Below are 25,485 nucleotides of genomic sequence, written 5' to 3' on the forward strand. Positions count from 1 at the left end.
GGCGGTTCTCCTCATGCGCGCGGCGGCGCGAGGACGCCGCGTGGATCTGCGCGGCTCAAACAGGTTTCGGCGTGATGTTGACCGGCACCTCGGGATGTTCCATGACCTGCAGCGGTTCGAGCGTGCGGCCCGCATCGCGCCAGGCGTCGAGGCCGCCGAGCAGCGGCAGCACGTCGACGAAACCAGCCTCGGCAAGCTGCTTGGCCATCCATGCCGCCGAGATCTCGTTGGGGCACGAGCAGTAAATCACGAGCTTCTGCTCGCGCGGATACTTCTGGATGATCTCCTTGAGCTGGCGTTCGTCGGCGAACAGCGAGCCCGGGATGATGAACGGATCGAGCTTGCGCTTTTCCGCCGAGCGGATGTCGAAGATCACGGGCGGCGGCTGGTTGGTCATCGCGCGATAGAGGTCGTCCACGGTGATGCGCGCGTTCGCGAGCTTCTTGATGAGCTGGCGGCGGCGCTGCCACCGATACGCCGCGTACAGCAGCAACAGGACGAGGATCACGACCGCGGTGAGACGGCCGAGGCGGCTCGCGCCCGCGAACAGCATGTCGATTTGCGGGGCGAACAGCACGCCGATCAGGAGACCGGTGCCCGACCAGAGCGCCGCGCCAATGCCGTCGAAGCCCACGAACTGGCGGTAGGGCGTGCCCATTGCGCCGGCCATCGGCACGGAGACGATCGACAGGCCCGGCACGAACTTGGCGATGGCGAGCACGCGCACGCCCCAGCGGCCGAAGAAGCGCTCGGTCTTCTTCACGCAGGTGTCGCGCGAGAGCGAGAGCTTGCAGAGCGTCTTGAGCGTGTTGCCGCCGTAGAGCCGGCCGGCGAGAAACCAGACACTGTCGCCGATGAGCGTGGCGACGATGGACAGCCCGAGCACCGGCGCAACCTGCTGGCCGATCGACCCGGGATGCATGGCGGCCATGGCGCCGAACAGCACGAGCGCTGGCATCGCGGGCACGGGCAGGCCGAGCGATCCGGCCAGCACGTTCAGGAACACGAGCGCAGGCCCGTACTGCGCGATGAGGTCATGTAGCATCGGCTGGCTTCCTTGTCCCGGGAGCGCCGCACGGAGGGGCGCGAACTGGAAGAATAACGTTTCGATTATGGACGCATTTCGACAGCGTGCAAGCAAGGTCCAAAGCATACGCCCAATGCGAATTTGTTGCCCGTGGATATGGGCGCGGCGGGGATTGCGGAAGGGCGGCTTGCCGCGCGGGCGGCGAAGCGAATGAAGCGCATAGTGAAGATGCGCGGCGCAAGACGCGCAGCGCGAACGCGCGTGCGCCAGCGAAGGCGCCGCGATGGCGTCTTCGCTCAATGGCTGCCGGCATGGAGGCCGGCTAGCGGCCGTGAATTACCGGCTGTGTGATTCCCCTGGAAGCTCGGCGCCCTGCGCGCGGATGGCCGCGATCAGTTCCGCAGGCGTGATTTCATAACGCACTTCGCGATGGACGCCCGGCTTGCGTTCGTCGACTTCGATCAGCAAAAGGCTCTTGCCGTCGGGCGCCGATTCGAGACGCAACGAGCGCGTCTCGCGCCCGGTCGAGTCGTCATGCTCGGTGAGCAGGGTCATGTTTCCGGAAGACCCAGTCATGCGCATTGATGTTGTCCTCGTGTGTGGTCGAGCCATTGTACGGGGTCGGTTGCGTGGCGTCTCATCGTAGTGAGCGCGGGCGCACACAGCAGGCCGCCGTACCCCCCGGCCAGTGAGTGTAACGCGAGTCCAGGCCCGCACGCGTGCCCGCATGCGGATTTTTGCGCGCTGTGCAACGGTGCATGCGCCGTGTGTTGCCGCATGATCCGTTGTCATGGGCATGAAGCAAACCGGCTTTACGGGCTTTCCGGCTGATGATCGTTCCCGCAACCATTCGGGCAAGAAAAAACGGCTCACCTGGTAGAGGCCAGGTGAGCCGTTGAAACGCCGTTGTTACTCGGATCAGTACCCAGGTCCTGGGCGCTGACGGGGTCTATAGTGCGGCTTCGCGCGGGTGCCGTCGAGATGGGATTTATGCCGATCTATCAGCTTAATCACAGCAAGCAATGAGATTACGAAACGCTTGCGTCGATGGCTCCAGACAAGCAGTCCATGCTCGGGTTTAGACATAAACTATTATGGGTGCCATACACCAGCGGTGTAACGCACCGTCCGTCACGGGGCAGCGCGAGGCGTGCCGCCGTGTAGCCATGGGGAGGCTGCCGTGAAGATCTTCAAGCGCGCTCTGATCGCTTCGACGTTCGTATGGCTCGTGTGTGCGCTGCCGGGTGGCGCGTTGGCCGCCCCGCCCGCCGCCGCCGCGCCGGCATCGGTGCCGGCGCCCGCGTCCCCCGCAGCGGCATCGGCGGCTTCGGCAGCATCGGCGCCGGCGGGCGATCTGCGCAAGCTCAGTCTCGCCAACAAGCCCTGGACCGGCGACTTCGACGAGATGCTGAACCGGCGGATGATCCGCTTCCTCGTGCCGTACAGCCGCACGCTCTATTTCGTCGACAAGGGCCACGAGCGCGGGCTCGCGGCCGAGCTCGCACGCGACTTCGAACGCTATATCAACCGCCAGTACGCGGCCCAGCTCGCGAAACGGCCGCTGACCGTGTACCTGATCCCGACCACGCGCGACCGGTTGCTCACGAACCTGAACGCCGGTCTCGGCGATATTTCGGCGGGCAATCTGACCGCCACGGACGAACGCCTCAAGAGCGTCGATTTCGTCGCTCCCCGCGACCGCAAGCCGATGCGTGAACTCGTCGTGACGGGACCCAGGGCGCCGGCGCTGGCGTCAGTGGACGACCTCTCCGGCAAGCAGGTCTATGTGCGCAAGTCGTCGAGCTACTTCGGCAGCCTGACCCAATTGAGCGAGCGCTTGCGCAAGGCGGGCAAGCCGCCGATCCGCATTATGCCGCTGCCCGACGCGCTCGAAGACGAAGACGCCATGGAAATGGTGAACGCGGGCTTGCTGTCCATCATCGTGGTCGACGACTGGAAGGCGCGTATGTGGGCTCAGGTGCTACCGCAGATCAAGGTGCGCGACGACCTCGCCGTGAGCGGAGAGGGCTACACGGGCTGGGCGATCCGCAAGAACAGCCCGCAATTGCAGGCGGTGCTGAACGACTTCTATGTGGGCTACGTGAAGAAGCAAAGCGTGGTCGAATACCGCCTCGCGCAGTATATGAAACGCATCAAGCAGATCCGCAACAACGGCGGCGACGCCGAGCAGCAACGATTCAAGCAGACGCTCGCGCTGTTCAAGAAGTACGGTGCGCAATACGAATTCGATCCGCTGATGCTCGCGGCGCAAGGGTTCCAGGAATCGCAATTGAATCAGAAGGCGCGCAGCCATGTGGGCGCGATCGGCATCATGCAGTTGATGCCGGCGACCGGAAAGCAGATGGGCGTAGGCAGCATCTCGGTTGCCGACGCGAATATTCATGCCGGCGCGAAATACATGAATGAGCTGATGGCGAAGTATTTCCCGGACGCGCATTTCAGCGGCAGCGACCGCACGCTGTTCGCGTTCGCGAGCTACAACGCGGGACCGGGGAACATTGCGAAGATGCGCACGCTCGCCGTGCAGCGCGGCCTCGACCCGAACAAGTGGTTCAACAACGTGGAGATCGTCGTGGCGGACAAGATCGGGATCGAAACGACGACTTACGTGCGCAACATCTACAAGTACTACGCCGCGTACAAGCTGATCACCGATGCCCAGCAGGCCCGCAACAAGGCCGTCGAGAGCATGCAGAAAGGATCCTGACGAGCTGCGGTTTTCTCATCGCGTCCCCGCGACCGTAAACAGACGCACGGCTTCGTCGAGCACGTCGGCTTGCTCGGCGAGCCGCTGCGCCGTGGCAGCCGCCTGCTCGACGAGCGCGGCGTTCTGCTGGGTGGCGCTGTCCAGATGCGCGACTGCCTGGTTAACCTGATGAATGCCCTCGGCCTGCTCGCCGCTCGCGTTGGCGACCTCGACGATGATGGCCGAGACACGGCTCACGGCCTCGTCGATGGCGCGCATCTGCGCGGTCGTGTGGCCGACCAGCTCCGTGCCCTGGGCAATCTCGCTCACGCTCGCGTCCACGACCTGCTTGATTTCCTTCGCGGAGGCCGCGCAGCGCTGCGCGAGCATGCGCACCTCGCCCGCGACCACAGCGAACGAGCGGCCCGCCTCGCCCGCGCGCGCGGCCTCCACGGCGGCATTGAGCGCGAGGATGTTGGTTTGGAACGCGATGCCGTCGATCACGCCGGTGATGTCGGCGATGCGCTGCGAGGCATCGGTGATGCCGGCCATCGTGTGCTCCATGCGGCTCGCGATCGAGCCGCCCTGGGCCGCGGCCGACTGCGCCTCGCGCACAAGATCGAGTGCGCGTGCGCTTGCCTCGGCGTTGGCCTGCACGGTGGTGGTGAGCTGGTCCATGGTCGCGGCGGTTTCTTCGACCGAGGCGGCCTGCAGCTCGGTGCGGCGCGAGAGGTCGAGGTTGCCGGAGGAGATTTCGTGCGCGGCGTCGAGCATGCCGGCAATCTGCGCGCGCACGTCGAACACGATGGCGGTGAGATTGGCCTGCAGTTGATTGAGCGCCTGAAGCACGCTGCCGAGATCGTCCTTCGACGCAATCGCGAGCGTGGCGGTGAGGTCGCCCGCCGCCATGCGCGTGGACGCCATCGACATCTGCGCGAGCGGGCCACCGAGCTGGCGCGTGGCGAGCCGCCAGGCCGCGAGGCTGCATACCGCCGCCGTGCCGAACGCGCACCAGAACGGCGTGGGCGGCAGCCCTCGCCAGGCGCTGAAGCCCGCAGCGGCGAGTGCGGTGGGCACGAGCGCATAGCCGGCGGCGACGCGCGTGGCCACGGGCAGGCGCATGATCGATTGCGCCGCGCCGAGGACGCCAGTGCGCACGAGCGCGCCGCGACGCAGGCGCACGCCACGCAAACGTCCTTCGCGCATTTTTGCGTAGAGTGCTTCGGCGTCGCGGATCTCGTCGCGGCTGGGCTTCACGCGCACGCTCAGATAACCCACCACCGCGCCCTGCTCGGAGACCGGCGTCACGTTCGCGCGCACCCAGTAGTGGTCGCCGTTCCTGCGGCGGTTCTTCACGAGCGCGGTCCAGGGATGGCCGGAGCGGATGGTCTGCCACATGTCCGCGAACGCTTCGGGCGGCATGTCGGGATGGCGGATGACGTTGTGCGCCTTGCCGATCAATTCTTCCTTCGCGAACCCGGAAACCGAGACGAACGCGGGATTGCAATACTGAATGCGGCCCTTGAGATCGGTGGCCGAGACGAGCATCTGCGAAGCGGGATAGTCGAATTCCTGCTGCGTGATGGGCTGGTTGTTGCGCATGGGGTTCCTTGCGTTTCTTGCGGTCCTTGCAATAGGGCCACTCATGGCCCGACAACATGCAAGGATTAACGGCATTTCCCCTACGATCTTTAGGGGATTGGGCTTGCTTGATCGGCCTTCAATCCCGAAGCTGGCCCTGCGACAGTGTCTTCAATGTTTCATCCGGCCGTTCTCCAGCCATCCCCAGCCGTTCTTCCGCTGCCGCCGCACAGCCCCGGATCGCCGTCATCGATCAGCGCCCCGATCAATTGGCCGGCTCATGCCGGCGCGCCCTGGATCCCCGCACAGGCTCGCCGGTCATGCCGCGAGCTTCATGGGCCGCTGGACCGGCGCTGCCGTCTTGTCTGATTTGGCGCGGCGTACCGCCTGCGATTTCCTCTTGATGCCTTTGGCCTTTGCCGAAGGTATTCCAAGCCTGCGCCGCAGGTTATTGACCGATTTGATACAGACGCCGACGAGCCTGGCGACGCTCGCGTCGGACATGGTGCCAAGCAGGAGGAGTTCATCGTCAGTCCATGCGTGGTGCGCGCGTGCAATGCCGAGTTGATTGCGCTTCTTGTGTACGGCGGTATTCGACAGACCAAGACGCTTCGCGATTTCAGCATCAGGCATCGTGCCGAGCAGGGCGATCTGTTCATCGGTCCACACATGCTGCGGGCGCGTCGAAGCGATGCCCAGCACGTGACGCTTGCGGGTGACCACATGCGGCTTTACACCAAGCTGCTGTGCTATGTCGGCATCGGGCATCGTGCCAAGCAGCGCGATATCTTCGTTGCGCCAACTATCGCGAGGCCTTGCGGCCGGGATACGCAGACTGCGCCGCTTCTGGCGGACGGTGTAGGTGCTCAAACCGACCAATGCGCCAACCTCGCGGTCAGGCAGCGTGCCCAGCATCGCGAGATGTTCACGCGTCCACATGTGCGCGCCGACGTGGCCCTGCTCGCGCGCCGAAGGGACACCGAGCTTGTTGCGCATGTGGTTGACGGCCCGGGTCGAACGGCCCACGAGCTTCGCCAGTTCAGCATCCGAGAGCACGCCGAGCCCGGCGATCTGCCCCGGCGTCCACGGACGATGCGCGGGCGTGGCGGGGGGAATGCCCAAGGACTGCCGCTTCTTTTGTACGGTGCCCGGGGAAATGCCGCCGATTCGCCTCGCGGCCTGAGCGTCAGTCATGGTCCCGAGCAGCGCAATTTCGTCCTGTGTCCATTGACGATCCCTGCTCGTCTCCCGAACGCCCGGTCCATATCGCCGGCCGCCCGGGGCGTGGGAAACATCAACTGCGACGCTCGCTTGATCGGAGAGTTGCGCAACGAGTTGATTGAACGGTTTCGCTTGCGTCCTTCGCCCTGCCTGACCGGCTCCCTTCTGCCTTTTCCACGATGGAATACCCAGCTCGCGCCGCCACGACCACACCGTCGAATGCGTGACGCCCAGCAACTGCGCAACGCTCGCATCGGGCATCGTCCCGAGCAGCCTGCGCTGCGCGTCCGTGCAGCCGAGCCCTCCACGTTGCCTGAGCGCCGCCGGAATGCCGCGCTTCTTTCGCGCGTTGAACACGGTAAGCAGGCAGACGCCCAGGCGGCTTGCCAGTTCGGCGTCCGGCATCGTGCCAAGCAGGGCGACCTGTTCCGGCGTCCACTCGAGGCGGTGATGAGTCTCGCCGCGAATGGACTGGATCTGGAGCGTGCGCCGCTTCGCTCTGACAACCGATGGTGTCACGCCAATACGCCTTCCCACTTCGCTGTCGCAAAGCTTGCCGAGCAGCGCGATCTCTGCGGCGCTCCATTCGTGCGACGAACGATCCCGTACCGATGGAATGCCGAGTGCCAGCCTCTTCCGGTTCACCGTCGACGCATTGGTTCCGATGCGTGCGGCGATCTCCGCATCGGGTATCGTTCCCAGCAACGCAATCTCTTCGCGGGCCCATGTGCGGGGCTGGCCTCTGCGGTGATGCCCGCTACTGCCAGTGGTACCGCGCAGCTTGCCCGCACCTGAGCCCGTGCGCGAGACGCGAGGAATTGACTGGTCCTGAGGGGCTGACGAGGCCCGGTCGAGCTGCGCGACGGTGTGTTCGAACCGGTTCGTCATTTCGATGCTCCCGGATTTCCATACGGATCGCGCGCGCGTTGCTCGGGCGTGAGAATTTCGTAGGCGTGTTTGATGTTGGCGTGTGGAAGCTTCTGGAGCGCCTCAGGATGGCTGCTATCGGGTTCTACGTAGTCCAGACCGTAAGCAGTCTGGTCGCCGATGAAGGCCAAGCACACGTCGCTGTGCGCGAAGTTCGTTGCAGACACAATTACTTTGCCGCCGTGGTCTGTGGTGTCGCCAAGGCGCGCGACGCCGCGCCCGGTTACTGCGTCTTTCATTTGTCAGCGCCTCTCAGGATGGAACGGCGCTGCGATGAGAACTACGACTGGCGCCGCCGTGATTGCCTATCCTGGGAGGGCTGCTTTTCGCTCGATACACGAAAATTCTTAAAATTGATTAATCGTTCAATTCATGGCGCATAAGATGCCGGGATATTCGCGATCAATTGATTTCCGACAAAGGCATTACCGATACAGCGATTAAACCGGACGTTGGATTTTGCTGCGAAAGCATGAGGGGCTTCCACGATATCTATCCGCCGCGCCTGCTGCGTGAGCGCATTGCCGCGCGCGCCCGGGAGACGGGGCCGCCATGACCACCTGAAGTCACCCCTCCCGCAATTGAGGCAATTTTCTTCAATACAGGCGCGTGCGCGCCTCGTACGCTCGACGGTGAATCATCGCCGCTGGGCGTAACGAGGAGAAACGTGAGCACTGCACTTTCCATGGCCGCTTTCGCGCTGGCTACGTCGATCACCCCTGGGCCCGTCAATGTCGTCGCGCTGGGCGCGGGCGCGCGCTACGGACTGCGCGCGAGCTTGCGCCACGTGACCGGCGCGACGGTGGGCTTTGCGCTGCTGTTGTTGCTGATCGGACTCGGCCTGCGCGAGTTGCTTGCGCAGTGGCCATTCCTCGCGCGCGCGATCGAATGGGCGGGCGTGGCGTTTCTGCTGTACGTCGCGTACAAACTCGCCATCGACGATGGGCGCATCGACGCGCCGGGCGCCGCGCGCGGCCCGTCGCTCATGACCGGCGCGGCGATGCAGTGGCTCAACCCGAAGGCGTGGCTCGCCTGCGTTGCCGGCATGGGCGCATTTGCGGCCTCGGGCGGGAACGCTATCGTGTGGCAGTTCGCAGCGATCTACTTCGTGGTGTGCTATGCGTCGATTGCGTGCTGGGCGTGGGCTGGCGCGTCGCTGCGCCAGGCGCTGCGCGAACCGGCGCGCGTGCGCTTCGTGAACCGCACGATGGCGCTGTTGCTCGCGGCGAGCGCGCTGTGGCTGCTGCTCGAATGAACGGCCCGGATATCAGCCGCGATATTGCCCCGGCGTGGCCGCCACGAACTGGCGGAAGGCGCGCTGAAGATGGGCTTGATCGGCGAAGCCGGCGGCGGCGGCGACGTCGGCGATGGCATGGCCGCGCCGCAATTGCGCGCGGCAGAACTCGATGCGCCGGTTCACCACGTACGCGTGCGGTGTCATGCCGTATTGCTCGCGAAACGCGCGGATCAAATACGAAGGCGACAAGTTCGCCGCCGTGCAGATGTCTTCGAGCTTGAGCGTGCGCGTGTAGTTGCCGTCGATGAACTCGGCGGCACGCGCGAGGCGCGGGTTGGGCTCGCGCGGCGTTCTTTCGGGCGGCGCGGGATTGAGCGCCTGCTGGAGCGCGGTGAAGTACTGCGTGACGGCGCATTCCTTGCGCAGCGCGTCTTCGTGCGGATTCACGAGCACGCCGTAGAGCGCATCGAGCCCTGCGAACAGATCGGCGCGCCACGTAAGCGTCTGCGCGAACGGAACGAATTGCGCCTGCGTGCCGAAGCCCTGCGCATGCTGGAGCTTCGCGAGCCAGCCCACGTCGAGATGGAACATGCGATAGGACCATGCTTCGTCGGCGGCAGGATTGCATGCGTGCACAACGTTCGGGTTGACGATGACCACGGCGCCCGCATGCACGCGCTCGAGCGTGTTGCCATTCAGATAGGTGCTGCGCCCGCCGGTTACCGCGCCGATCGAGAACGTGTCGTGCGCATGGCGGCCGTAGCGCAGCTTGCGGCCGTCGGCAATGGCGCGGACTTCGATGAACGGAAGGGCCGGGTCGCGCCAGAAGATGGGCGTGGAGTCGGTCGGTTGTGGCACGGTGGGCCTCGGAGGCGATGCGGCGCGAGTCGATTCCGCATCTTAACGCAGCCGCGCGGGCGCGCGAGTCGCCGGGCGGCAAGTCCATTCATCATTTCGTCATATATAAGCGTCGATAATGCCCTCCGAATAAATTGGCCTCACGTGCCACGAGTCGCGCAGTCATAGCGCGTCCGGCACGGCGCAAGGCCCGGGGGTTTCGACATGACCATTCGCCACCGCATCACGCTACTCATCGTGCTGATGTTCGTCGCGTTGTCCGCCATTGGCGGCTACGCGGTCTATCAGACGCGCCGCAGCGCCACCGACGTCCATCAGGTCACACAGGGCGTCGTACCCAGCGCGCTGGCTTGCGCCGATCTCGTTTCGCTCGTGAAAGACGTGCAGCTCGCGACGATGACGCTCGTCTACGCGCCCGACGCGACCACTGCCCAACTGGCGCAGGACGAACTCGGGAAAAAGAAGGCCGCGCTGGGCGCCGCGCTCGACGTGCAGCGCCAGGCCGCCGCAAGCCATGCGCAGGAGGGGCTCGTCGCGCAGGCGCGCGAAAGCCTCGCGAACTACTTCAACGCCATCGAAGAAACGGCGAATATGAAGGCCGCGGGCAAGGGCGAGCTCGCGCAGGCATATCTCTTCGCCAACGTCGCGCAGTATCGCGACGAGCTCGAAGGCATCGTCACCACGCTGCGCGTGGAGAAAAACCGGCAGAAGGACGCGGCCATCCAGGCGCTCAACGGCATGCTCGACACCACCACGAGCGCCATTGCGGGTGTCACGGGCGGCGCGGTGCTGCTGCTCACGCTGATTGGCGCGCTGTTGTATCGGCAGATCACGCGGCCGCTTTCGCGCATGCAGGAAATGATGAGCGAGATTGCATCGAGCCAGGATTTCACGCGCCGCGTGCCCGTGGGACGCATGGACGAGATCGGCCGCTCGATCGCCGCGTTCAACGGCATGATCGAGAAGATTCAGCACAACGCCGCGCAGCTCGAGCGCAAGACCGCCGACATTCAGGCGATGTTGCAGAACATGCAGCAGGGCATTCTTACGGTAGTGGAAGGCGCCAGCGTGCACGACGAGTACTCGGCCTACCTCGAAGCGATTTTCGAAACCCGCGAGATCGCGGGGCGCGCGCTCATGGAACTCGTGTTCTCGCACACGGATCTCGACGCCGACACGCTTGCTCAGATCGACGCCGCCGTGCATGCGTGCCTTGGCGAGGACGACGTGAATTTCGCGTTCAACCAGCATCTGCTCGTGAACGAAATCACGCGCACCATGCCCGATGGCCGCAAGAAGGTGCTCGACCTGAGCTGGTCCGCGATCACCGACGAACGCGACGTGGTCGTGCGCCTCATGCTGTGCGTGCGCGACGTAACCGAGTTGCGCGAACTGGCGGCGCAAGCCGGCGAGCAGAAGCGCCGCTTGCAGATGATCGGCGAAATTCTTTCGGTTAGCGAAGAGAAGTTTCATCGCTTCGTGGAGAGCTCGAAGGGTTTTATCCACGAGAACGAGCGCATCATTCGCCAGCACGATTGCGCCAACATGGATGCGGTGGCCGCGCTGTTTCGCAACATGCACACGGTGAAGGGCAACGCGCGCACGTACAGCCTCCAGCATCTCACGGGCGTCGTGCATGAAGTGGAGCAGCGTTACGACGCGCTGCGCCGCGACGATGCGAGTCACGCCTGGGACCAGCAGGCGCTCATCGACGACCTGCAGCGTGTGCGCGAGGCCGTCGACCATTACGCGACGCTCAACGAAGTGAGCCTCGGGCGCGGTGTGGGCGCGCGCGGCGGAAAGGGCGCTGTGAGCGGCTTCGGGCGCGAGCAGATCGATGCGAGCTTGCGCCTGCTGGACAGCGCGAACGAACACGACCTCGATTCGCTGCGTGCCATGCGCACGGCGTTGCGCTGCGTGCTGGGCCGCATCGGCACGCAGAGCGTGGAGCAAGCGCTCGCCGGCGTACTCGAATCGCTGCCTTCGCTGGCGCAGGAACTGGGCAAGGTTGCGCCGCATGTCTGCATCGACGATGGCGGCTACAGGCTGCATAACGATGCGGTCGGCACCGTGAGCGACGTCTTCACGCATTTGCTGCGCAATTCGCTCGATCACGGTATCGAGATGCCGGCGCAGCGCCGCGCGCAGGGCAAGGACGAGGCGGGGCGCATCGACGTCGCGTTGAGCGTCGCGGACGGTGTGCTGCGCATTGTGCTCGCCGACGATGGCCGGGGTCTTGCGCTCGCGCGTGTTCGTGCCGTCGCCGTGGAGCGCGGCTGGCTCGACGCCGACGAGCCAGTCAGCGACGAGACCGTGGCGGCGTTCATCTTCCGTGCGGGCTTTTCCACGGCGCATCGCGTGACCGAGGTGTCGGGGCGCGGCGTGGGCATGGATGCGGTCCGCAATTTTCTGGAGCGCGAGGGCGGACGCATCGAGCTGCGCTTCACCGACAACCGGCAAGGCGCCGATTATCGGCATTTCGAAACGCTGGTGTATTTGCCGCGAGCATGCGCCGTCGTGTGCGCGGGCGAGCCGGCCGCATCGCACGAAGCCTTGCCGGCGTAACTGGAGGCACCGTGCTTTTACCGTATCTGATGGGCGGGGCCGCGGGCCTCGCGTTGGCGGCGCTGTGCGCGGCGGGACTTCATTGGCGCGCGCGCGCGCAGTGGCGCGACGCCGAAAGACTGCAGCTCACCCGGCATGAAGACGCGCTTGCGCAGGCCGAGGCGCGCGTGCGAGCGGCACGGGAAAGCGCCGCGCAGGAGCATGAGGCGCTGGCCGCGCAGGTCGAGTCGCTGCGTGCGGACCTCGCGCAACGCAAGTGGGTGAGCGAAGCGATGGAGTCGGCGCTCGGGAGCGAACGCGCGCGCAGCGCCGAAGCGCGGCAGCGCATCGAACGCATCACCGCGGAGACCGTCCGCCTGAAGCAGATGTCGACGGTCTTCGAGCGCTGGCACGAGCAAATGATCTCGCTGATGGCGCAGAACCGCGACATGCACGAGAAGAATCAGGTGCTCTCGTCGATCGTGAGCCATGTGCTGATCGTCTCGCTGAACGCATCCATCGAGGCGGCGCGCGCGGGCGCGGCAGGGCGGGGCTTTTCGATCGTCGCGGGCGAGGTGCGCGCGCTTGCCACGCGTTCGCAGGAGCTTTCCAGGAACTACCGCGAGAGCCTGCACCGCAACGACCTTGTCACGACCGCGACGTTCCAGGACATTCAGGCGGGCGGCAAGATGATCGCGGCCTCGCTTGCGAGCGTGGAGTCGCTTGCGCAACAGTTGCACGCCGAGCTCCAGGAAGCGCCCGATGAGGTGCCCGCATGATCGGCCCGCAGGCACAGGAAAGCTTCGAGCAGATTTTCTTCGCGGCGGCGCGCACGCGCCTCGTGGCGGATCCCCTGCATGCGTGCGAGATCGCCATGGCGCCGGACGAGCATGCGCGGGGCGAGCATGCGGTGCTGCTCACGATTGCGTCGATGCAGTTTCGCCTGCTGCTGCTTCTGCATATCAAGGATGACGAAGCAACGCGCGCGTATTATCTGGGCGGCGCGCAAGGCGCGCTGGTGGACGCGTTCATGGAGTTCGGCAATCTGTGCTGCGGGGCGATGAATCAGCATCTGCTCGAGCATTTCCCGGACCTCGGCATGTCCACGCCGTACGCGCTCGATAGTCAGTGCATGCAGCATCTGCGCGAGCTGAAGCCCGATTACGTGAAGTCCTATGCGCTTACGATCGATGGCGCCGTGCAGTTGGGGGCGACGCTGTGCGTCTGCGCCCATTCGCCTCTCGATTTCGTGGCCGCCCAGGACCAGTTGAGCGCGGCGCACGAGAACGCCGGCGAACTCGAACTGTTTTGACGAAAGAACCCTCATGCATAGCGCGCCGCTCGGGCGCAAAGGAACACAACAAGATGGCGAAGATTCTGGTGGTGGACGATTCGGGCACGGTGCGCGACGAAGTCGCGGGCTTCCTGCGCAAGAACGGCCTCGACGTGGATACGGCCGTGGACGGCAAGGACGGCCTCGCCAAGCTGCGCGCGAATCCGGCCGTGAAGCTCGTGGTGAGCGACGTGAACATGCCGAACATGGACGGCCTGACGATGGTCGAGAAGATCCGCGGCGAACTGGGCAACGCCGCGGTCAATGTCGTCATGCTGACGACCGAAAGCAGCCCGGCCATGAAGGAGCGTGGCAAGGCGGCGGGCGTGCGCGGCTGGATCGTGAAGCCGTTCAAGGGCGATGCGGTGCTGGAGACGTTCCGCAAGCTGGCGGGCTGAAGTCGCGCGAGGCAAGCGGCAATTACGCCGCGAGTGCGCTCGCCTTTGCAGGGCTCAGCAACACCGGAATCGACTTCGAAGTCGGCGTGCCCGCGCCATCGGCAACCGACGCAAGCGGCACGAGCGGGTTCGTTTCCGGATAGTACGCGCCCAGGCAGCCGCGCGGAATGTCGTACTCCACGAGCAGGAAGTCTTCGACGCGGCGTTGCACGCCGTCGTCCCACACGCTCGTGATGTCCACGCGCTGACCCGGCGCGAAGCCGAGCATCGTCAGGTCCTCGCGGTTTGCGAACAGCACGCGGCGCTGTCCGTAGACGCCGCGATAGCGGTCGTCGAGACCATAGATCGTGGTGTTGTACTGGTCGTGCGAGCGCGTGGTCATCAGCGTCATCAACTGCTGGCCGTGCGCGGCGCGGGCGCGATGGATGGGCGTGTCGAGCGCAATCGCGTGCACCACGAACTGCGCCTTGCCGCTTTCGGTCATCCAGACGCGGTCGCGCGAGGCCACGCCCAGATGGAAGCCGCCGGGCTGCTTCAGGCGCTCGTTGTAGTTCTCGAAGCCGTCCAGGACTTTTTCGATGCCGTCGCGGATCTTCGAGTAATCGGCGGCCAGGCCGAGCCAGTCCACTTTCTCGCTGCCGAGCGTGGCGTGCGCCATGCGCGCGACGATGGCGATTTCCGAGAGGAGATTCTGCGAAGCGGGCCGGTTCATGCCGTACGAGATGTGCACCATGCTCATCGAATCTTCCACGCTCACGCCTTGCGGCACGCCGTTTTGCATGTCGATCTCGGTGCGGCCGAGCGTGGGCAGAATCAGCGCGTCCTTGCCGTGCACGAGGTGGCTGCGGTTGAGCTTGGTGGTCACGTGCACCGTGAGCGCGCACGAACGCATCGCGTCCCACGTGCGCGGCGTATCGGGCGTGGCGATCGAGAAGTTGCCGCCCAAGCCGATGAACACTTTCACGCGGCCTTCGAGCATCGCCTGGATCGTTTCCACCACGTCGAAGCCGTGCTCGCGCGGCGGCTCGAAATCGTAGGCCGCGCCGAGGCGGTCGAGAAACGCCTGGGTGGGTTTTTCCTCGATGCCCACCGTGCGGTCGCCCTGCACGTTCGAATGGCCGCGCACGGGGCACAGGCCCGCGCCGCGCCGCCCGATGTTCCCGCGCATCATCATGAGGTTCGAGAGCAGCTGCACGGTCGAGAGCGAGTTCTTGTGCTGCGTGATGCCCATACCCCAGGTCGCGATGGTGGCGCGGCCTTTCGCGTAGATGTCCGCGAGCTTGAACACCTCGTCGAGCGGCACGCCCGATTCGGCGACGATGGCGTCCCACGACTCGGCCCGCAAGTCGGCTGCGAAGGCTTCGAAGCCCACGGTATGTTCGGCCAGGAAATCCACGTCGAGCACGCGCGCCGTGCCGGTTGCGCACGCGGCGTCGTCGAGTTCGAGCGTGCGCTTGGCCACGCCCTTGATGAGCGCGAAGTCGCCGCCCAAGCGTGGGCGGATGAACACCGAGCTGATCTGCACGCCCGATGGCGAGAGCATGTCGAGCGTGTGCTGCGGGCTCGCGAAGCGCTCGAGGCCGCGCTCCTTGAGCGGGTTGATCGAGACGATGGTGGCGCCGCGCTTCGCGCAGTCGCGCAGCTCGCCCAGCATGCGTGGGTGATTCGTGGCCGGATTCTGGCCGAAGATCAGCAGCGTGTCGGCGTGCTCGAAGTCGTCGAGCGTGACCGTGCCCTTGCCGATGCCCACCGTGCCCGGCAGGCCGCGGCTGGTGGCTTCGTGGCACATGTTCGAGCAGTCGGGGAAGTTGTTGGTGCCGTACATGCGCACGAACAGCTGATAGAGGAACGCGGCTTCGTTGCTCGCGCGGCCCGAGGTGTAGAAGGCGGCGCGGTTCGGGTCGTCGAGCGCGTGGAGGTGCTTCGCGACGAACCGGAATGCATCGTCCCAGGCGATCGGCACATAGCGGTCCGTATTGGCGTCGTAGACGAGCGGATCGGTCAGGCGGCCATGCTGTTCGAGTTCGTAGTCGGACTGCGCCATCAGCTCGGTCACGGTGTGCTCCGCGAACAGTTGCGGCGTCGCGCGCTTGCTGGTGGCTTCGGCGGCCACGGCTTTCACGCCGTTCTCGCAGAATTCGAAAGTGGAGGCGTGCTCGCGGTCGGGCCACGCGCAGCCCGGGCAGTCGAAGCCGTTGGGCTGGTTCTGCTTGAGCAGGGTCCGGTAGTTGCCGCCCGTCACCTTCTCCTTGATGAGGTTGATGGCGACTTGCTTGAGCGCACCCCAGCCGGCGGCGGGATGGTGGTAGGGCTCGATGCGGGCTTGCGGCTTTTTCATGGTGCGTCTGGATCGGATCTGGCCGGGGCGGTGCGGGTGCACAGCCCGATGTGCGAAGCGTACTGTGTTCCTGTGTGCGCGGTGATCACAGAAAAACGAAAAGGCAAGGGGTACAGTTGCGGCGATTTGTCATAGACTCTCCGAATCGCCCACCTTTGCGCCAACTGCCGCCCGTGACTGCCACGCCCGCCCCGGCCGCCGTTCCCCGCTATGAACAGCTCGCCGACGATATCGAAGCCGGCGTGCGCCGTGGCGTGTTCGCCGCGGGCGAGCGCATTCCTTCGGTGCGGCGCGCGAGTGTTCAACACGGCGTGAGCATCAAGACCGTGGTGCACGCCTATGCGTTGCTGGAGAGCCGGGGCGTGATCGAATCGCGGCCGCAGTCGGGGTTCTTCGTGAAGGCGCGGCCTGTGGCGCGCGATGGGTCACCTGCGCGCGCAGGCGAGGGGGCCGCTCATGGGACCGCTCAGGGGACCGCGCGAGAGACTGTTCAGGGATCGTCTCCGGGCGCGAAGCTGCGCCGCGCGGGCGCGAAGAAGGTGCCGATGGAGCCCGCGCCCAACGCCGCGCCCGCGCCGGTCGACGTGAGCCGCCTCGTGCTCGCCACGCTGCGCAGCATCGTCGCGCAGGACGCGGTGCCGCTCGGCTCGCCGTATCCGGACCCGGCGCTGTTTCCGTGGCGGCGCATCAACCAGTACGCGAATGCGATCGCGCGGCGCCACGCGAGCTGGAACCTGATCGACGACCTGCCGCCCGGCAATCCCGAACTGATCCGCCAGATCGCGCGCCGCTACGCGGAAAACGGCGCGGACGTGGATCCCGACGAAATCGTCGTCACGGTGGGCGCGACCGAGGCCATCAACCTGAGCTTGCAGGCGGTGGCGAAGCCGGGCGACACGGTGGCGGTCGAGTCGCCCACGTACTACGCGATGCTGCACGCGATCGAGCGCCTTGGCATGCGCGCGATCGAAGTGAGCACGCATCCCGACACCGGCATCGACCTCGATGCGCTCGAGCGCGTGCTCGCGCGCAAGAAGGTGGCCGCGTGCATGGTGATGCCGAATTTCCAGAATCCGCTGGGCTTTCGCATGCCCGAGGCGAACCTGCGGCGGCTCGTGGCGCTGGCCGAGGCGCACGACCTGCCCGTGATCGAGAACGACGTGTATCAGGAGCTGTATTTCGGGCCGACGCGGCCATTGTCGCTCAAGCAGTTCGACTCGCGCGGGCTGGTGCTGCATTGCGCGTCGTTTTCAAAAAGCCTTTCGGCATCCTACCGGATCGGCTGGGCGCTGCCGGGGCGCTATCGTGCCCAGGTGGAAAAGCTCAAATTCCTCAATACGCTCACGACGCCCTCGGTGCCGCAGGTCGCGCTCGCCGACTATCTGCGCCACGACGGCTACGACCGCCATCTGCGCCGGCTGCGCCGCTTCTATCGCGAGCAGGCGCGGCTCATGCGTGCGATGATCGAGCGGTTCTTTCCCGCCGGCACGCGCACCACCGACCCGCAGGGCGGCTACGTGCTGTGGGTCGAGCTGCCGCCGCGCGTGGATTCGATGCGGCTGTATCGCGCCGCGCTCGCGCAGGGCATCACGATCGGGCCGGGTTACATGTTCTCGATGCGCAATGACTTTCACCATTACATTCGGCTGAACTACAGCTATCCGTGGACCGCGCAGACCGAGGCGGCACTGAAGACGCTCGGCGAGCTGGTCGCGCGAATGGCATGAGGAGACACGATGAACGACGCAAGCGGCGAGCGTGAACAAGGCAATAATGACAGCGGCGACGAGATCGATCCGGCGCTGGTGGCCATCCTCGAGCAACTGTGGCGCGCGCAATGCGAAACGCCCGGGCGCGCGTGGTCGCTCGCGAAGCTTTCGAAGCAGGCCGGCGTGCCGATGAGCGGTTTGCGCCGCCATCTCACCGGCCTCGTGGACGGCGGCCTGGCCGTGACGACGCTCGCCGAGGACGGCACCGGCAGCGCGAGCCTTTCCGAAGACGGCCGCGCGTTCTGCGCGCAAGTCTTCGGCGCAGCCGCGCCGTGACGCGCGGCTTCACGCCGCCGCGCCGGATCTTTCTTTATCCTGTTCGCCATCATTGGCGCTAACGCCATGGACTATATCGACACTCTGCGAATCTTTCGTTCCGTGGTGGAGGCGCGCAACTTCACGCGCGCCGCGGACATGCACGGGATCGCCACCCCCGCTGTCTCACGCGCGATCGCGCGGCTGGAAAAGCGTCTGGGCAGCCGGCTCTTTCATCGCACCACGCGCGCAGTCTCGCTTACCGAAGCCGCCGAGCGCTTCTACGACGGCTGCTGCCGCGTGCTCGACGACCTCGACGCGCTGGAGGCCGGCGCGACCGAGCAGACGCGCGAGGCCAACGGCGTGCTGCGCCTCGTCGCGCACACCTCGGCCATGGTGCACCGGCTCGTGCCGCTCATTTCCAGCTTCAAGCGCGCGCATCCCAACGTGACGCTCGACGTGATGCTGACCGAGCGCCCCGTCGATCTGGTCGCGGACGGCTACGATCTCGGGCTCGTGCTGCCGTTCATGCTCAACAGCGAAGGCACGGTGACGAAGCTGCTCGAGCGCATTCCGCTCGCGCTCGTCGCCACGCCCGGGTACCTCGCGGCACACTCGACGCCGCGCCTTCCCTCGGACCTCGAAGCGCACACGTTCGTGCCGATGCCGCCTTCGCTGCGCAAGCCGTCGCTGACGTTCCGCGATGGCGAAAAGGAGGTGACCGTGCGCATGAAGTACGAAGTCGCCTCGAACAATCCCGACTTCAATCTCGCGATGGTGCTGGAGGGGTTCGGCATCGGCACGCTGCCGCGCGGGCTCGTGCAGAGCGAAGTGGCGACGGGGCGGCTCGTCACGCTGCTCGACGACTTTCCCGTCGTCGACGCGCAGATCGAACTGCGCCTCGCCTATGCGTCGCGCACGCTGCTGCCCGCGAAAGTGCGCGCGTTCATCGACCACGCCACCGAGTTCTTCCGCCACACGGCGCAGTAGCGCGATGAGCGTGCGGTGGCGCTTACGTTGCTTTCAATGGACCTGCGCCGCTTCATGGGTTCTCATCTGCACGTCGATCTGCACCTCGGCAGATTCTCGCAAATACCAGCGTTGCGCTCCGGCGCGAGATGGCATGATGAAGCTTGCTCAATTCGACGCATAGCCGCCGGTTTCCATGAAACGACATCGACCGCCTTTGCCGCATTTCATGCGCGACCCGTCGCATCCGGCGTGGCGCGATCTCGCGCTCACGTCACTGCCGATCGCGTTGTTTTGCGCCGCGGTGGTCGCGGTGTTCGTGTGGCTCGTCGATCCCTCGCCGCCGCGCACCATCACCATCAGCGCGGGTCCGCGCGACAGCTCGTTCATGCAGACGGCGCAGGCGTACCGCAAGATCCTCGCGCGCAACGGCGTCACGCTCGAGGTGGTGGAGTCGGACGGCTCGGTGCAGAACCTGCAGCGCCTGCTCGATCCCAAGTCGAAGGTCGACCTCGCGTTCGTGCAGGGCGGTGTGGCCGATGGGCTCGACACGCGCTCGCTCGTGTCGCTCGGCAGCGTCGCGTATCTGCCCATCGTGGTGTTTTATCGTGGCTCGGGGCTCACGCAGCTTTCCCAGCTCGACGGCAAGCGCATCGCCATCGGCCGCGTGGGCAGCGGCACGCGCGAGCTCTCGCTGAAGCTGCTGGCCGCGAACGGCATGGAGCCGGGCGGCGACTCCACCTTCCTGCCGCTCGACGGCATGGACGCCGCCACCGCGCTGGTCTCGAACCGTGTGGAGGCCGCCATGCTGAGCGGCGACTCCACCACGCGCGAACTCATGCGGCGCCTGCTCGGCATACCCGGCATTTCGGTGATGAGCTTCGACGAATCGGCGGCCTATACGCGGCTCTTTCCGTATCTCGACAGCATCGACTTGCCGCCCGGCGTGCTCGACCTGCGCCGCCGCATGCCGCCGCAAACCGTTCATCTGATCGGGCCGACAGTGGAGATCGTTGCGCGCAACACTTTGCATCCGGCCATCTCGGACCTCATCGTCGAAGCCGCGGGCGAGGTCAACGGCGTGCCCGGGCTGCTGCAGCGCGCGGGCGAATTTCCGAGCCCCGTCGCGCACGATTTCCGCATTAGCGAAGACGCCGCGCGCTATTACAAATCGGGCAAGAGCTTTCTTTATCGCACGCTGCCGTTCTGGCTCGCCAGCGTGGCCGACCGTTTGCTCGTGCTGCTGCTGCCGCTTGCCGTGCTGGTGTTTCCAGCGCTGCGGGCGATCCCCGCGCTGTATCGCTGGCGCGTGCGCTCGCGCATTTACCGCTACTACGGCGCGCTCATCGCGATCGAGCGCGATGCGCTCAAGCATTCGAGCGACGAAGAGCGGCGCGCGCTCATTGCGGAGCTCGACGAAATCGAGCGCGCGCTCAATACATTGCGCATGCCGCTCGCCTATGCCGATGCTTTCTACGTTCTGCGCGAGCACGTTGGCTTCGTGCGCATGCATCTGGCACCCGGAGCCCGGCAGGATGAAGGTGCAAGACATTGAATGAAGGAGGAATTCCGGGCTGCGTAATTGTTCCTGAATTCATGTCATTCAATGTAATTGATGCAATTCCGGAAACGAATCGTTCGCCGACGAACTCGTGGTTGACACAATTAGTCATACCCCTATATTTTTGATTGCCACTGCGCCGCAAGACGTCGCGTCAAAAATCAAGATCGCGGTGCCTCGATTAAAATTTTGATCCGCACCGCAGGCAGGTTCTCCATTTCGGGCACCTGAAAGAGTTATCCGCAACGAGGAGGAACGATTCGTGAAATCGTCCGGTGTACGCCAGCGCGCTGTCTGGCTCATGTGCGCCGCGCTCGCGGCCGCACCGTTTTTCGTCGGCCCGACTGGGCCGACTGCCGCCATCGCGCAACAAAGCGCGGCGCAACATTTGTCGAACCAGCAACTCGACTCGCTCACGGCGCCCGTCGCGCTTTATCCCGACGCGCTGCTCGCGCAGGTGCTCATGGCTGCCACCTTTCCGGCAGACGTGCAGGCTGCCGCCGCGTGGTCCAAAGCCAATCCGAACCTGAAGGGCGACGACGCCGTGAAGGCCGTCTCCTCGCAGCCCTGGGACCCGAGCGTGCAGTCGCTCGTGGCCTTCCCGCAGGTGCTCGCCACCATGGATTCCAAGCCTGACTGGGTCGAGCAGATCGGCAGCGCGTTCCTTGCGCAGCCGGGCGACGTGATGGACTCCGTACAGCGCCTGCGCTTGCAGGCGCAACAAGCGGGCAACCTCAAGACCACCGAGCAGCAGAAGGTGATCGTGCAGCCGGCCTCGGGCACGTCGACCACGCAAACCATCGTGATCGAGCCTGCCAATCCGGAAGTGGTGTACGTGCCCACGTATAACCCGACCGTGGTGTACGGCACGTGGCCGTATCCCGCCTATCCGCCCGTGTACATGCCGCCGCCCCCGGGCTATGCGATCGCCACGGGCTTCATGACGGGGCTGGCGTTCGGCGCGGGCATCGCGGTGGCGAACTCGCTGTGGGGCGGCTTCGGCTGGGGCTCGCACGATGTCAACATCAACGTGAACCGCTACAACAACATCAACGTCAACAACCGCATCGACTCGAATCGCAGCACGGCCAACTGGAACCGCAACAACAACGTCGAGCGCCGCAACCAGAGCTTCAACGGCCAGCGCAACAACTTCAACGGCGGCCAGCGCAACAACCAGTTCCGCGGTTATGACCAGTCGCGTTCGCAGGCCATGCAAACCCTGCAAAACCGAACCGGGCAGAACATGAGCGGCAGTGCGAGCCAGCGTCTGCAAGGCATTCAGCAAGGCGGCCGGCCCAATGGCAACGGCAATCACGGCAACCTCTCGGGCGCCACGCGCAACGGCAACGGCAACCTTTCTGGCGCGACGCGCAACGGCAGCCACGGCAATCTCTCGGGCGCCACGCAGAACGCCAATCGCGCCGATCTCGCCAATCGCTCGGAAAACGCCAATCGCAGCAACGCCCTGCGTGGCGCCGGCGACGGCAATGCGGCTCGCGCCGACATGCAGCGCGGCCAGCAAAGCCGGGCGTCGTACCAGAACCGGGGCGGCAGTGGCGGCGGCTTCAATGGCGGCGGCGGTGCTCACAACTTTGGCGGCGGCGGTGGCGCACACAACTTTGGCGGCGGAGGCGGCGGTGGCCGGCTTGGCGGTGGCGGTGGTGGCGGGCACTTCCGCCGTTGAATCTCTATAGGAGTCTTGCGATGATCCGCAAACACGCACGTCTTGCGTCGCAACATGCATCGCGCGACGCAAGGCCTGCCGGGCTCGCCCGGCTCACCGCGGCGGTGGCGTTCGCGCTGTTCGCCGCGCCCGCTTTGCTGGCCCTGCCCGGCGCCGGTGTAGCTTCGGCGCAGGCCGTCTACGCCACGCCCGACGCGGCGGCGGAGGCATTCAGCAACGCGCTGGCCAGCAATGATCAGGACGCGATGAAGCACGTGCTCGGCAACAATTTCGAGCAGTTCATCCCCACCAAGGAAATCGGCGAGGAAGACATCTACGACTTCCTCGGCGCGTGGTCGAAGGGCCATCAGATCGTGCCCGATGCCACCCCCGTGGCGGGCAAGGCAAGCGCTCACCTGGCGGTGGGCGCCAGCGGCTGGACGCTGCCCATCCCGATCGTGCAGAACGCCAGCGGCTGGCGCTTCGACCCGCGCGAGGGCGCGAGCGAAATGCTCACGCGGCGCATCGGCCGCAACGAGCGCGCGGCCATGCTCAGCTCGCTCGCTTATGTCGACGCGCAGAAGGACTACCGCAAGCTCACACAGCACTATGCGCAGCGCCTCGTGAGCACGCCCGGCACGCATGACGGCCTTTACTGGCCCGTCGAGCAGGGCGAGGAAGAAAGCCCGCTCGGCCCGCTGGCCGAAGTCATGACGCGCGACTCGAAAATCACGCCGCAGGAGGGCTATCACGGCTACCACTTCCGCATTCTCACGGCGCAGGGCGCCCATGCGGAGGGCGGGGCGCGCCGCTACATGGCGAACGGCCAGCTGGCCAACGGCTTCGCGCTCGTGGCGTGGCCGGCGCAATACGGCAAGACGGGCGTGATGAGCTTTATCGTCAATCAGGACGGCAAGCTTTATCAAAAGGACCTGGGGCCCAACGGCGCGCGCACCGCCGCCGCCCTCAAGAGCTTCGATCCCGATTCGTCCTGGCAGTCCACCACGCCTTGACCGGGCGTTGCCTGGCACTGGCACGCGCTGCCGGGCCAGTTGTACGAGCAGCTGCCGCGTGCCCGCTCCGGAGCAGGCACGCGGCATGCTGCAGACCTCGACACGCTCTCATTCGTGTAGGGGAAACGATATGCAACGACGCACATTCATGCTTTCAACCGCCGCCGCGCTCGGCGGTTTCGCGCTTGCGGGCTGTACCACCACGCCGGGTGGCACCTCGAACGCCGCGACCAATATGTCCAAGCGCCAGTCGATCGACGCGGGCGTCGACAACACCTTGACGAAGCTCTATTCCACCGTGAAAGGATCGCATGAACTCGTTGCGAAGTCGCGTGGCGTGCTCGTGTTCCCGTCGGTGCTGCAGGCCGGTTTCATCGTCGGTGCGCAGTACGGCGAGGGCGCGCTGCGCGTGGGCGGCGCCACGACGGGCTACTACAACACGGTGTCCGGATCGCTGGGCTTCCAGGCCGGCGCGCAGTCGAAGGCCATCATTTTCTGCTTCATGACCGAGGACGCGCTTGCCAAATTCCGCGCCACGGACGGCTGGGCGGCGGGCGCCGATGCCTCGGTTGCGCTCGTCACGGTGGGGGCGAACGGCGTGGTCGACACCAACACGGCTACGCACCCGGTCGAAGTGTTCGTCTTGACGAACGCGGGCCTGATGGCCGACGTCTCGCTCGCAGGCACCAAGGTCACGCGCCTGAACATCTAACCGACTGACCCGGGTCACGCCGCTCGCGCAATTCGCCATTGAGTTCCTGTTTTTGGCTGGAGAAACTGCCGGAACGAGAACGAACGAGAACTTCGGGACATGCGAATCTGTGTGCTGGGCGGCGGCGTGATCGGCGTGACGACGGCCTACTTTCTCGCCCGTGACGGACATCGGGTGACGCTGGTGGAGCGTCACACGGACGTGGCGCGGGAGACCAGCCACGCCAATGGCGGCCAACTGAGCTACAGCTATGTGGCGCCGCTCGCGGACCCTTCGGTGCTGCCGAAGCTGCCGCAATGGCTGCTTTCGCGCGAGGCCGCGCTGCGTTTCGTGCCGCGCCTGGACCCGCGCCAATGGCGCTGGTGCCTAGCGTTCCTGCGAGCCTGCACGCGCGCGCGCAGTCGTGCCACCACGGCGGAGCTGCTCGGTCTCGGCTTTTTGAGCCAGCGGCTCATGCACGAGATCGTCGCGCGCGAGGCGCTCGCGTTCGACTACGTGCGCAACGGCAAGCTCGTGGTGTATCGCGACCGCGACGCCTTCGAGGGGGCGCGCGGCCAGGCCCGCTATCAGGCGCAACTCGGCTGCGAGCAGCATGCGCTCGACGGCGCGGCGTGCGTCGCGCTCGAGCCTGCCCTCGCGCACATCGGCGGCGAGATTGCGGGCGGCATTCACACGCCGGGCGAGGAAGCCGGCGATTGCGACAGCTTCACGCGCGGTCTTGCGCGCGCTGCCCAGCGCCACGGGGTGGATTTTCGTCTCGCGACCGAATTCTCCGGACTCCGTACCAAAGGCCTGCGCGTGCAGGTGGCGGTGACCTCGGCGGGAGACATCGAAGCGGATGCGTTCGTGGTGTGCCTCGGCTTCCAGAGCCAGCCGATGCTGGCCTCGCTCGGCGTGAGCGTGCCTGTGTATCCGCTCAAGGGTTACAGCCTCACGCTGCCCAATGCGAGCGCGCGGGGCGCGCCGCGCGTCTCGGTCACGGATGCGCATCACAAGGTGGTGTACGCGCCGCTGGGCGAACGCTTGCGCATCGCGGGAATGGTCGATCTCACGGGCATGAGCGCGCACGCGGACCACGAGCGCATCGCGCTGCTCGCGCACCAGGCGCGCGAAACCTTTCCCGAGGCCGGCGACTACAGCGCGATCCAGACGTGGACCGGCATGCGTCCCGCCACGCCTGACAGCAAGCCGCTGATTGGCGCCACGCATTTCCGCAATCTATGGATGAACACCGGACATGGCGCGCTGGGCTTCACGCTCGCGTGCGGGAGCGCGCAATTGATGGCCGACTTGCTCGCGCAGCGCGAACTGGCGCTCGACGGCGACGCATTCGCGCCGGGCCGCTGAGCCACCACGGATCACATCGGAG

Annotated in this window: 20 protein-coding genes and 1 pseudogene; 14 read left to right on the top strand and 7 right to left on the bottom strand. The window is 65.7% G+C overall.

All coding sequences use genetic code 11. The features are described from left to right. Positions 1-55 precede the first annotated feature (55 nt). Positions 56-1,045 (bottom strand): DedA family protein/thiosulfate sulfurtransferase GlpE, encoded by a 990-nt coding sequence (locus P5W99_RS16845; protein ID WP_421026336.1) that lies wholly within the window; start codon positions 1,043-1,045, stop codon positions 56-58. A 318-nt stretch (positions 1,046-1,363) separates the two neighbouring features. Continuing rightward, positions 1,364-1,609, bottom strand: a complete 246-nt coding sequence (locus P5W99_RS16850; RefSeq protein ID WP_421026337.1) for a hypothetical protein — start codon at positions 1,607-1,609, stop codon at positions 1,364-1,366. Positions 1,610-2,213: 604 nt separating this feature from the next. Here P5W99_RS16850 and P5W99_RS16855 point away from each other — a divergent pair. Further along, positions 2,214-3,755: a transglycosylase SLT domain-containing protein gene (locus tag P5W99_RS16855; RefSeq protein WP_434664494.1), complete on the top strand. Its 1,542-nt coding sequence runs from the start codon at positions 2,214-2,216 to the stop codon at positions 3,753-3,755. 15 nt (positions 3,756-3,770) lie between these two features. Here P5W99_RS16855 and P5W99_RS16860 read toward each other — a convergent pair whose 3' ends face one another. From P5W99_RS16860 to P5W99_RS16870, 3 genes are all read right to left on the bottom strand, one after another. Further along, positions 3,771-5,336 (bottom strand): methyl-accepting chemotaxis protein, encoded by a 1,566-nt coding sequence (locus P5W99_RS16860; protein WP_421026339.1) that lies wholly within the window; start codon positions 5,334-5,336, stop codon positions 3,771-3,773. A gap of 297 nt (positions 5,337-5,633) precedes the next feature. Further along, the gene (locus tag P5W99_RS16865) at positions 5,634-7,424 is read right to left on the bottom strand and encodes a hypothetical protein (protein WP_421026340.1); all 1,791 of its coding nucleotides are present in this window, start codon (positions 7,422-7,424) and stop codon (positions 5,634-5,636) included. Further along, complete coding sequence (locus P5W99_RS16870; protein ID WP_421026341.1) at positions 7,421-7,702, bottom strand: hypothetical protein; 282 nt, start codon at positions 7,700-7,702, stop codon at positions 7,421-7,423. Before P5W99_RS16870 ends, P5W99_RS16865 begins: the two co-directional genes overlap by 4 nt. Positions 7,703-8,130: 428 nt before the next feature. Between P5W99_RS16870 and P5W99_RS16875 the strand changes: the two genes are divergently transcribed. Next, positions 8,131-8,718 (top strand): LysE family translocator, encoded by a 588-nt coding sequence (locus tag P5W99_RS16875; protein ID WP_421026342.1) that lies wholly within the window; start codon positions 8,131-8,133, stop codon positions 8,716-8,718. A gap of 12 nt (positions 8,719-8,730) precedes the next feature. On the opposite strand, the gene P5W99_RS16880 is transcribed toward P5W99_RS16875, so the two are convergent. Beyond that, positions 8,731-9,558, bottom strand: a complete 828-nt coding sequence (locus tag P5W99_RS16880) for a helix-turn-helix domain-containing protein (RefSeq protein ID WP_434663930.1) — start codon at positions 9,556-9,558, stop codon at positions 8,731-8,733. Between the two features lie 204 nt (positions 9,559-9,762). On the opposite strand from P5W99_RS16880, the gene P5W99_RS16885 reads away from it, so the two are divergent. The 4 genes from P5W99_RS16885 to P5W99_RS16900 are packed head-to-tail and all read left to right on the top strand — an operon-like array spanning position 9,763 to position 13,833. Next, a complete protein-coding gene (locus P5W99_RS16885) occupies positions 9,763-12,123 on the top strand; it encodes a HAMP domain-containing protein (RefSeq protein ID WP_421042713.1) in 2,361 nt (786 codons plus the stop codon). Positions 12,124-12,134: 11 nt separating this feature from the next. After that, the gene (locus P5W99_RS16890) at positions 12,135-12,881 is read left to right on the top strand and encodes a methyl-accepting chemotaxis protein (RefSeq protein ID WP_421026345.1); all 747 of its coding nucleotides are present in this window, start codon (positions 12,135-12,137) and stop codon (positions 12,879-12,881) included. Next, positions 12,878-13,414, top strand: coding sequence for a hypothetical protein (locus P5W99_RS16895; RefSeq protein WP_421026346.1), 537 nt, complete (start codon positions 12,878-12,880; stop codon positions 13,412-13,414). The genes P5W99_RS16890 and P5W99_RS16895 overlap by 4 nt, the downstream gene beginning before the upstream one ends. A gap of 53 nt (positions 13,415-13,467) precedes the next feature. Continuing rightward, positions 13,468-13,833, top strand: a complete 366-nt coding sequence (locus P5W99_RS16900; protein ID WP_035530102.1) for a response regulator — start codon at positions 13,468-13,470, stop codon at positions 13,831-13,833. Positions 13,834-13,855: 22 nt separating this feature from the next. On the opposite strand, the gene P5W99_RS16905 is transcribed toward P5W99_RS16900, so the two are convergent. Continuing rightward, positions 13,856-16,171 (bottom strand): FdhF/YdeP family oxidoreductase, encoded by a 2,316-nt coding sequence (locus P5W99_RS16905; protein WP_434663934.1) that lies wholly within the window; start codon positions 16,169-16,171, stop codon positions 13,856-13,858. 173 nt (positions 16,172-16,344) lie between these two features. Here P5W99_RS16905 and P5W99_RS16910 point away from each other — a divergent pair, with 173 nt between their 5' ends. The 8 genes and pseudogenes from P5W99_RS16910 to P5W99_RS16945 all read left to right on the top strand — a co-directional run. Then, a complete protein-coding gene (locus P5W99_RS16910) occupies positions 16,345-17,898 on the top strand; it encodes a PLP-dependent aminotransferase family protein (RefSeq protein WP_421026348.1) in 1,554 nt (517 codons plus the stop codon). A gap of 9 nt (positions 17,899-17,907) precedes the next feature. Beyond that, positions 17,908-18,216 (top strand): helix-turn-helix domain-containing protein, encoded by a 309-nt coding sequence (locus tag P5W99_RS16915; RefSeq protein ID WP_421026349.1) that lies wholly within the window; start codon positions 17,908-17,910, stop codon positions 18,214-18,216. A 66-nt stretch (positions 18,217-18,282) separates the two neighbouring features. Continuing rightward, positions 18,283-19,185 carry a LysR family transcriptional regulator gene (locus P5W99_RS16920; RefSeq protein WP_421026350.1) on the top strand — a complete coding sequence of 301 codons (903 nt, stop codon included), beginning with the start codon at positions 18,283-18,285 and terminating at the stop codon, positions 19,183-19,185. Positions 19,186-19,360: 175 nt separating this feature from the next. Further along, on the top strand, positions 19,361-20,719 hold the full coding sequence (locus P5W99_RS16925) for a TAXI family TRAP transporter solute-binding subunit (protein WP_421026351.1): 1,359 nt from the start codon (positions 19,361-19,363) through the stop codon (positions 20,717-20,719). A 307-nt stretch (positions 20,720-21,026) separates the two neighbouring features. Further along, positions 21,027-22,412, top strand: coding sequence for a DUF3300 domain-containing protein (locus tag P5W99_RS16930; protein ID WP_421027051.1), 1,386 nt, complete (start codon positions 21,027-21,029; stop codon positions 22,410-22,412). 20 nt (positions 22,413-22,432) lie between these two features. After that, positions 22,433-23,404: a DUF2950 domain-containing protein gene (locus P5W99_RS16935; RefSeq protein ID WP_421026352.1), complete on the top strand. Its 972-nt coding sequence runs from the start codon at positions 22,433-22,435 to the stop codon at positions 23,402-23,404. 130 nt (positions 23,405-23,534) lie between these two features. After that, positions 23,535-24,116 carry a BPSL1445 family SYLF domain-containing lipoprotein gene (locus tag P5W99_RS16940; protein ID WP_421026353.1) on the top strand — a complete coding sequence of 194 codons (582 nt, stop codon included), beginning with the start codon at positions 23,535-23,537 and terminating at the stop codon, positions 24,114-24,116. An 87-nt stretch (positions 24,117-24,203) separates the two neighbouring features. After that, positions 24,204-25,463: pseudogene (locus P5W99_RS16945) on the top strand (D-amino acid dehydrogenase); the annotation flags it as partial. Between the last annotated feature and the right edge of the window lie 22 nt (positions 25,464-25,485).

The sequence above is a fragment of the Paraburkholderia sp. A3BS-1L genome, assembly GCF_051125215.1.
GTDB lineage: Bacteria > Pseudomonadota > Gammaproteobacteria > Burkholderiales > Burkholderiaceae > Paraburkholderia.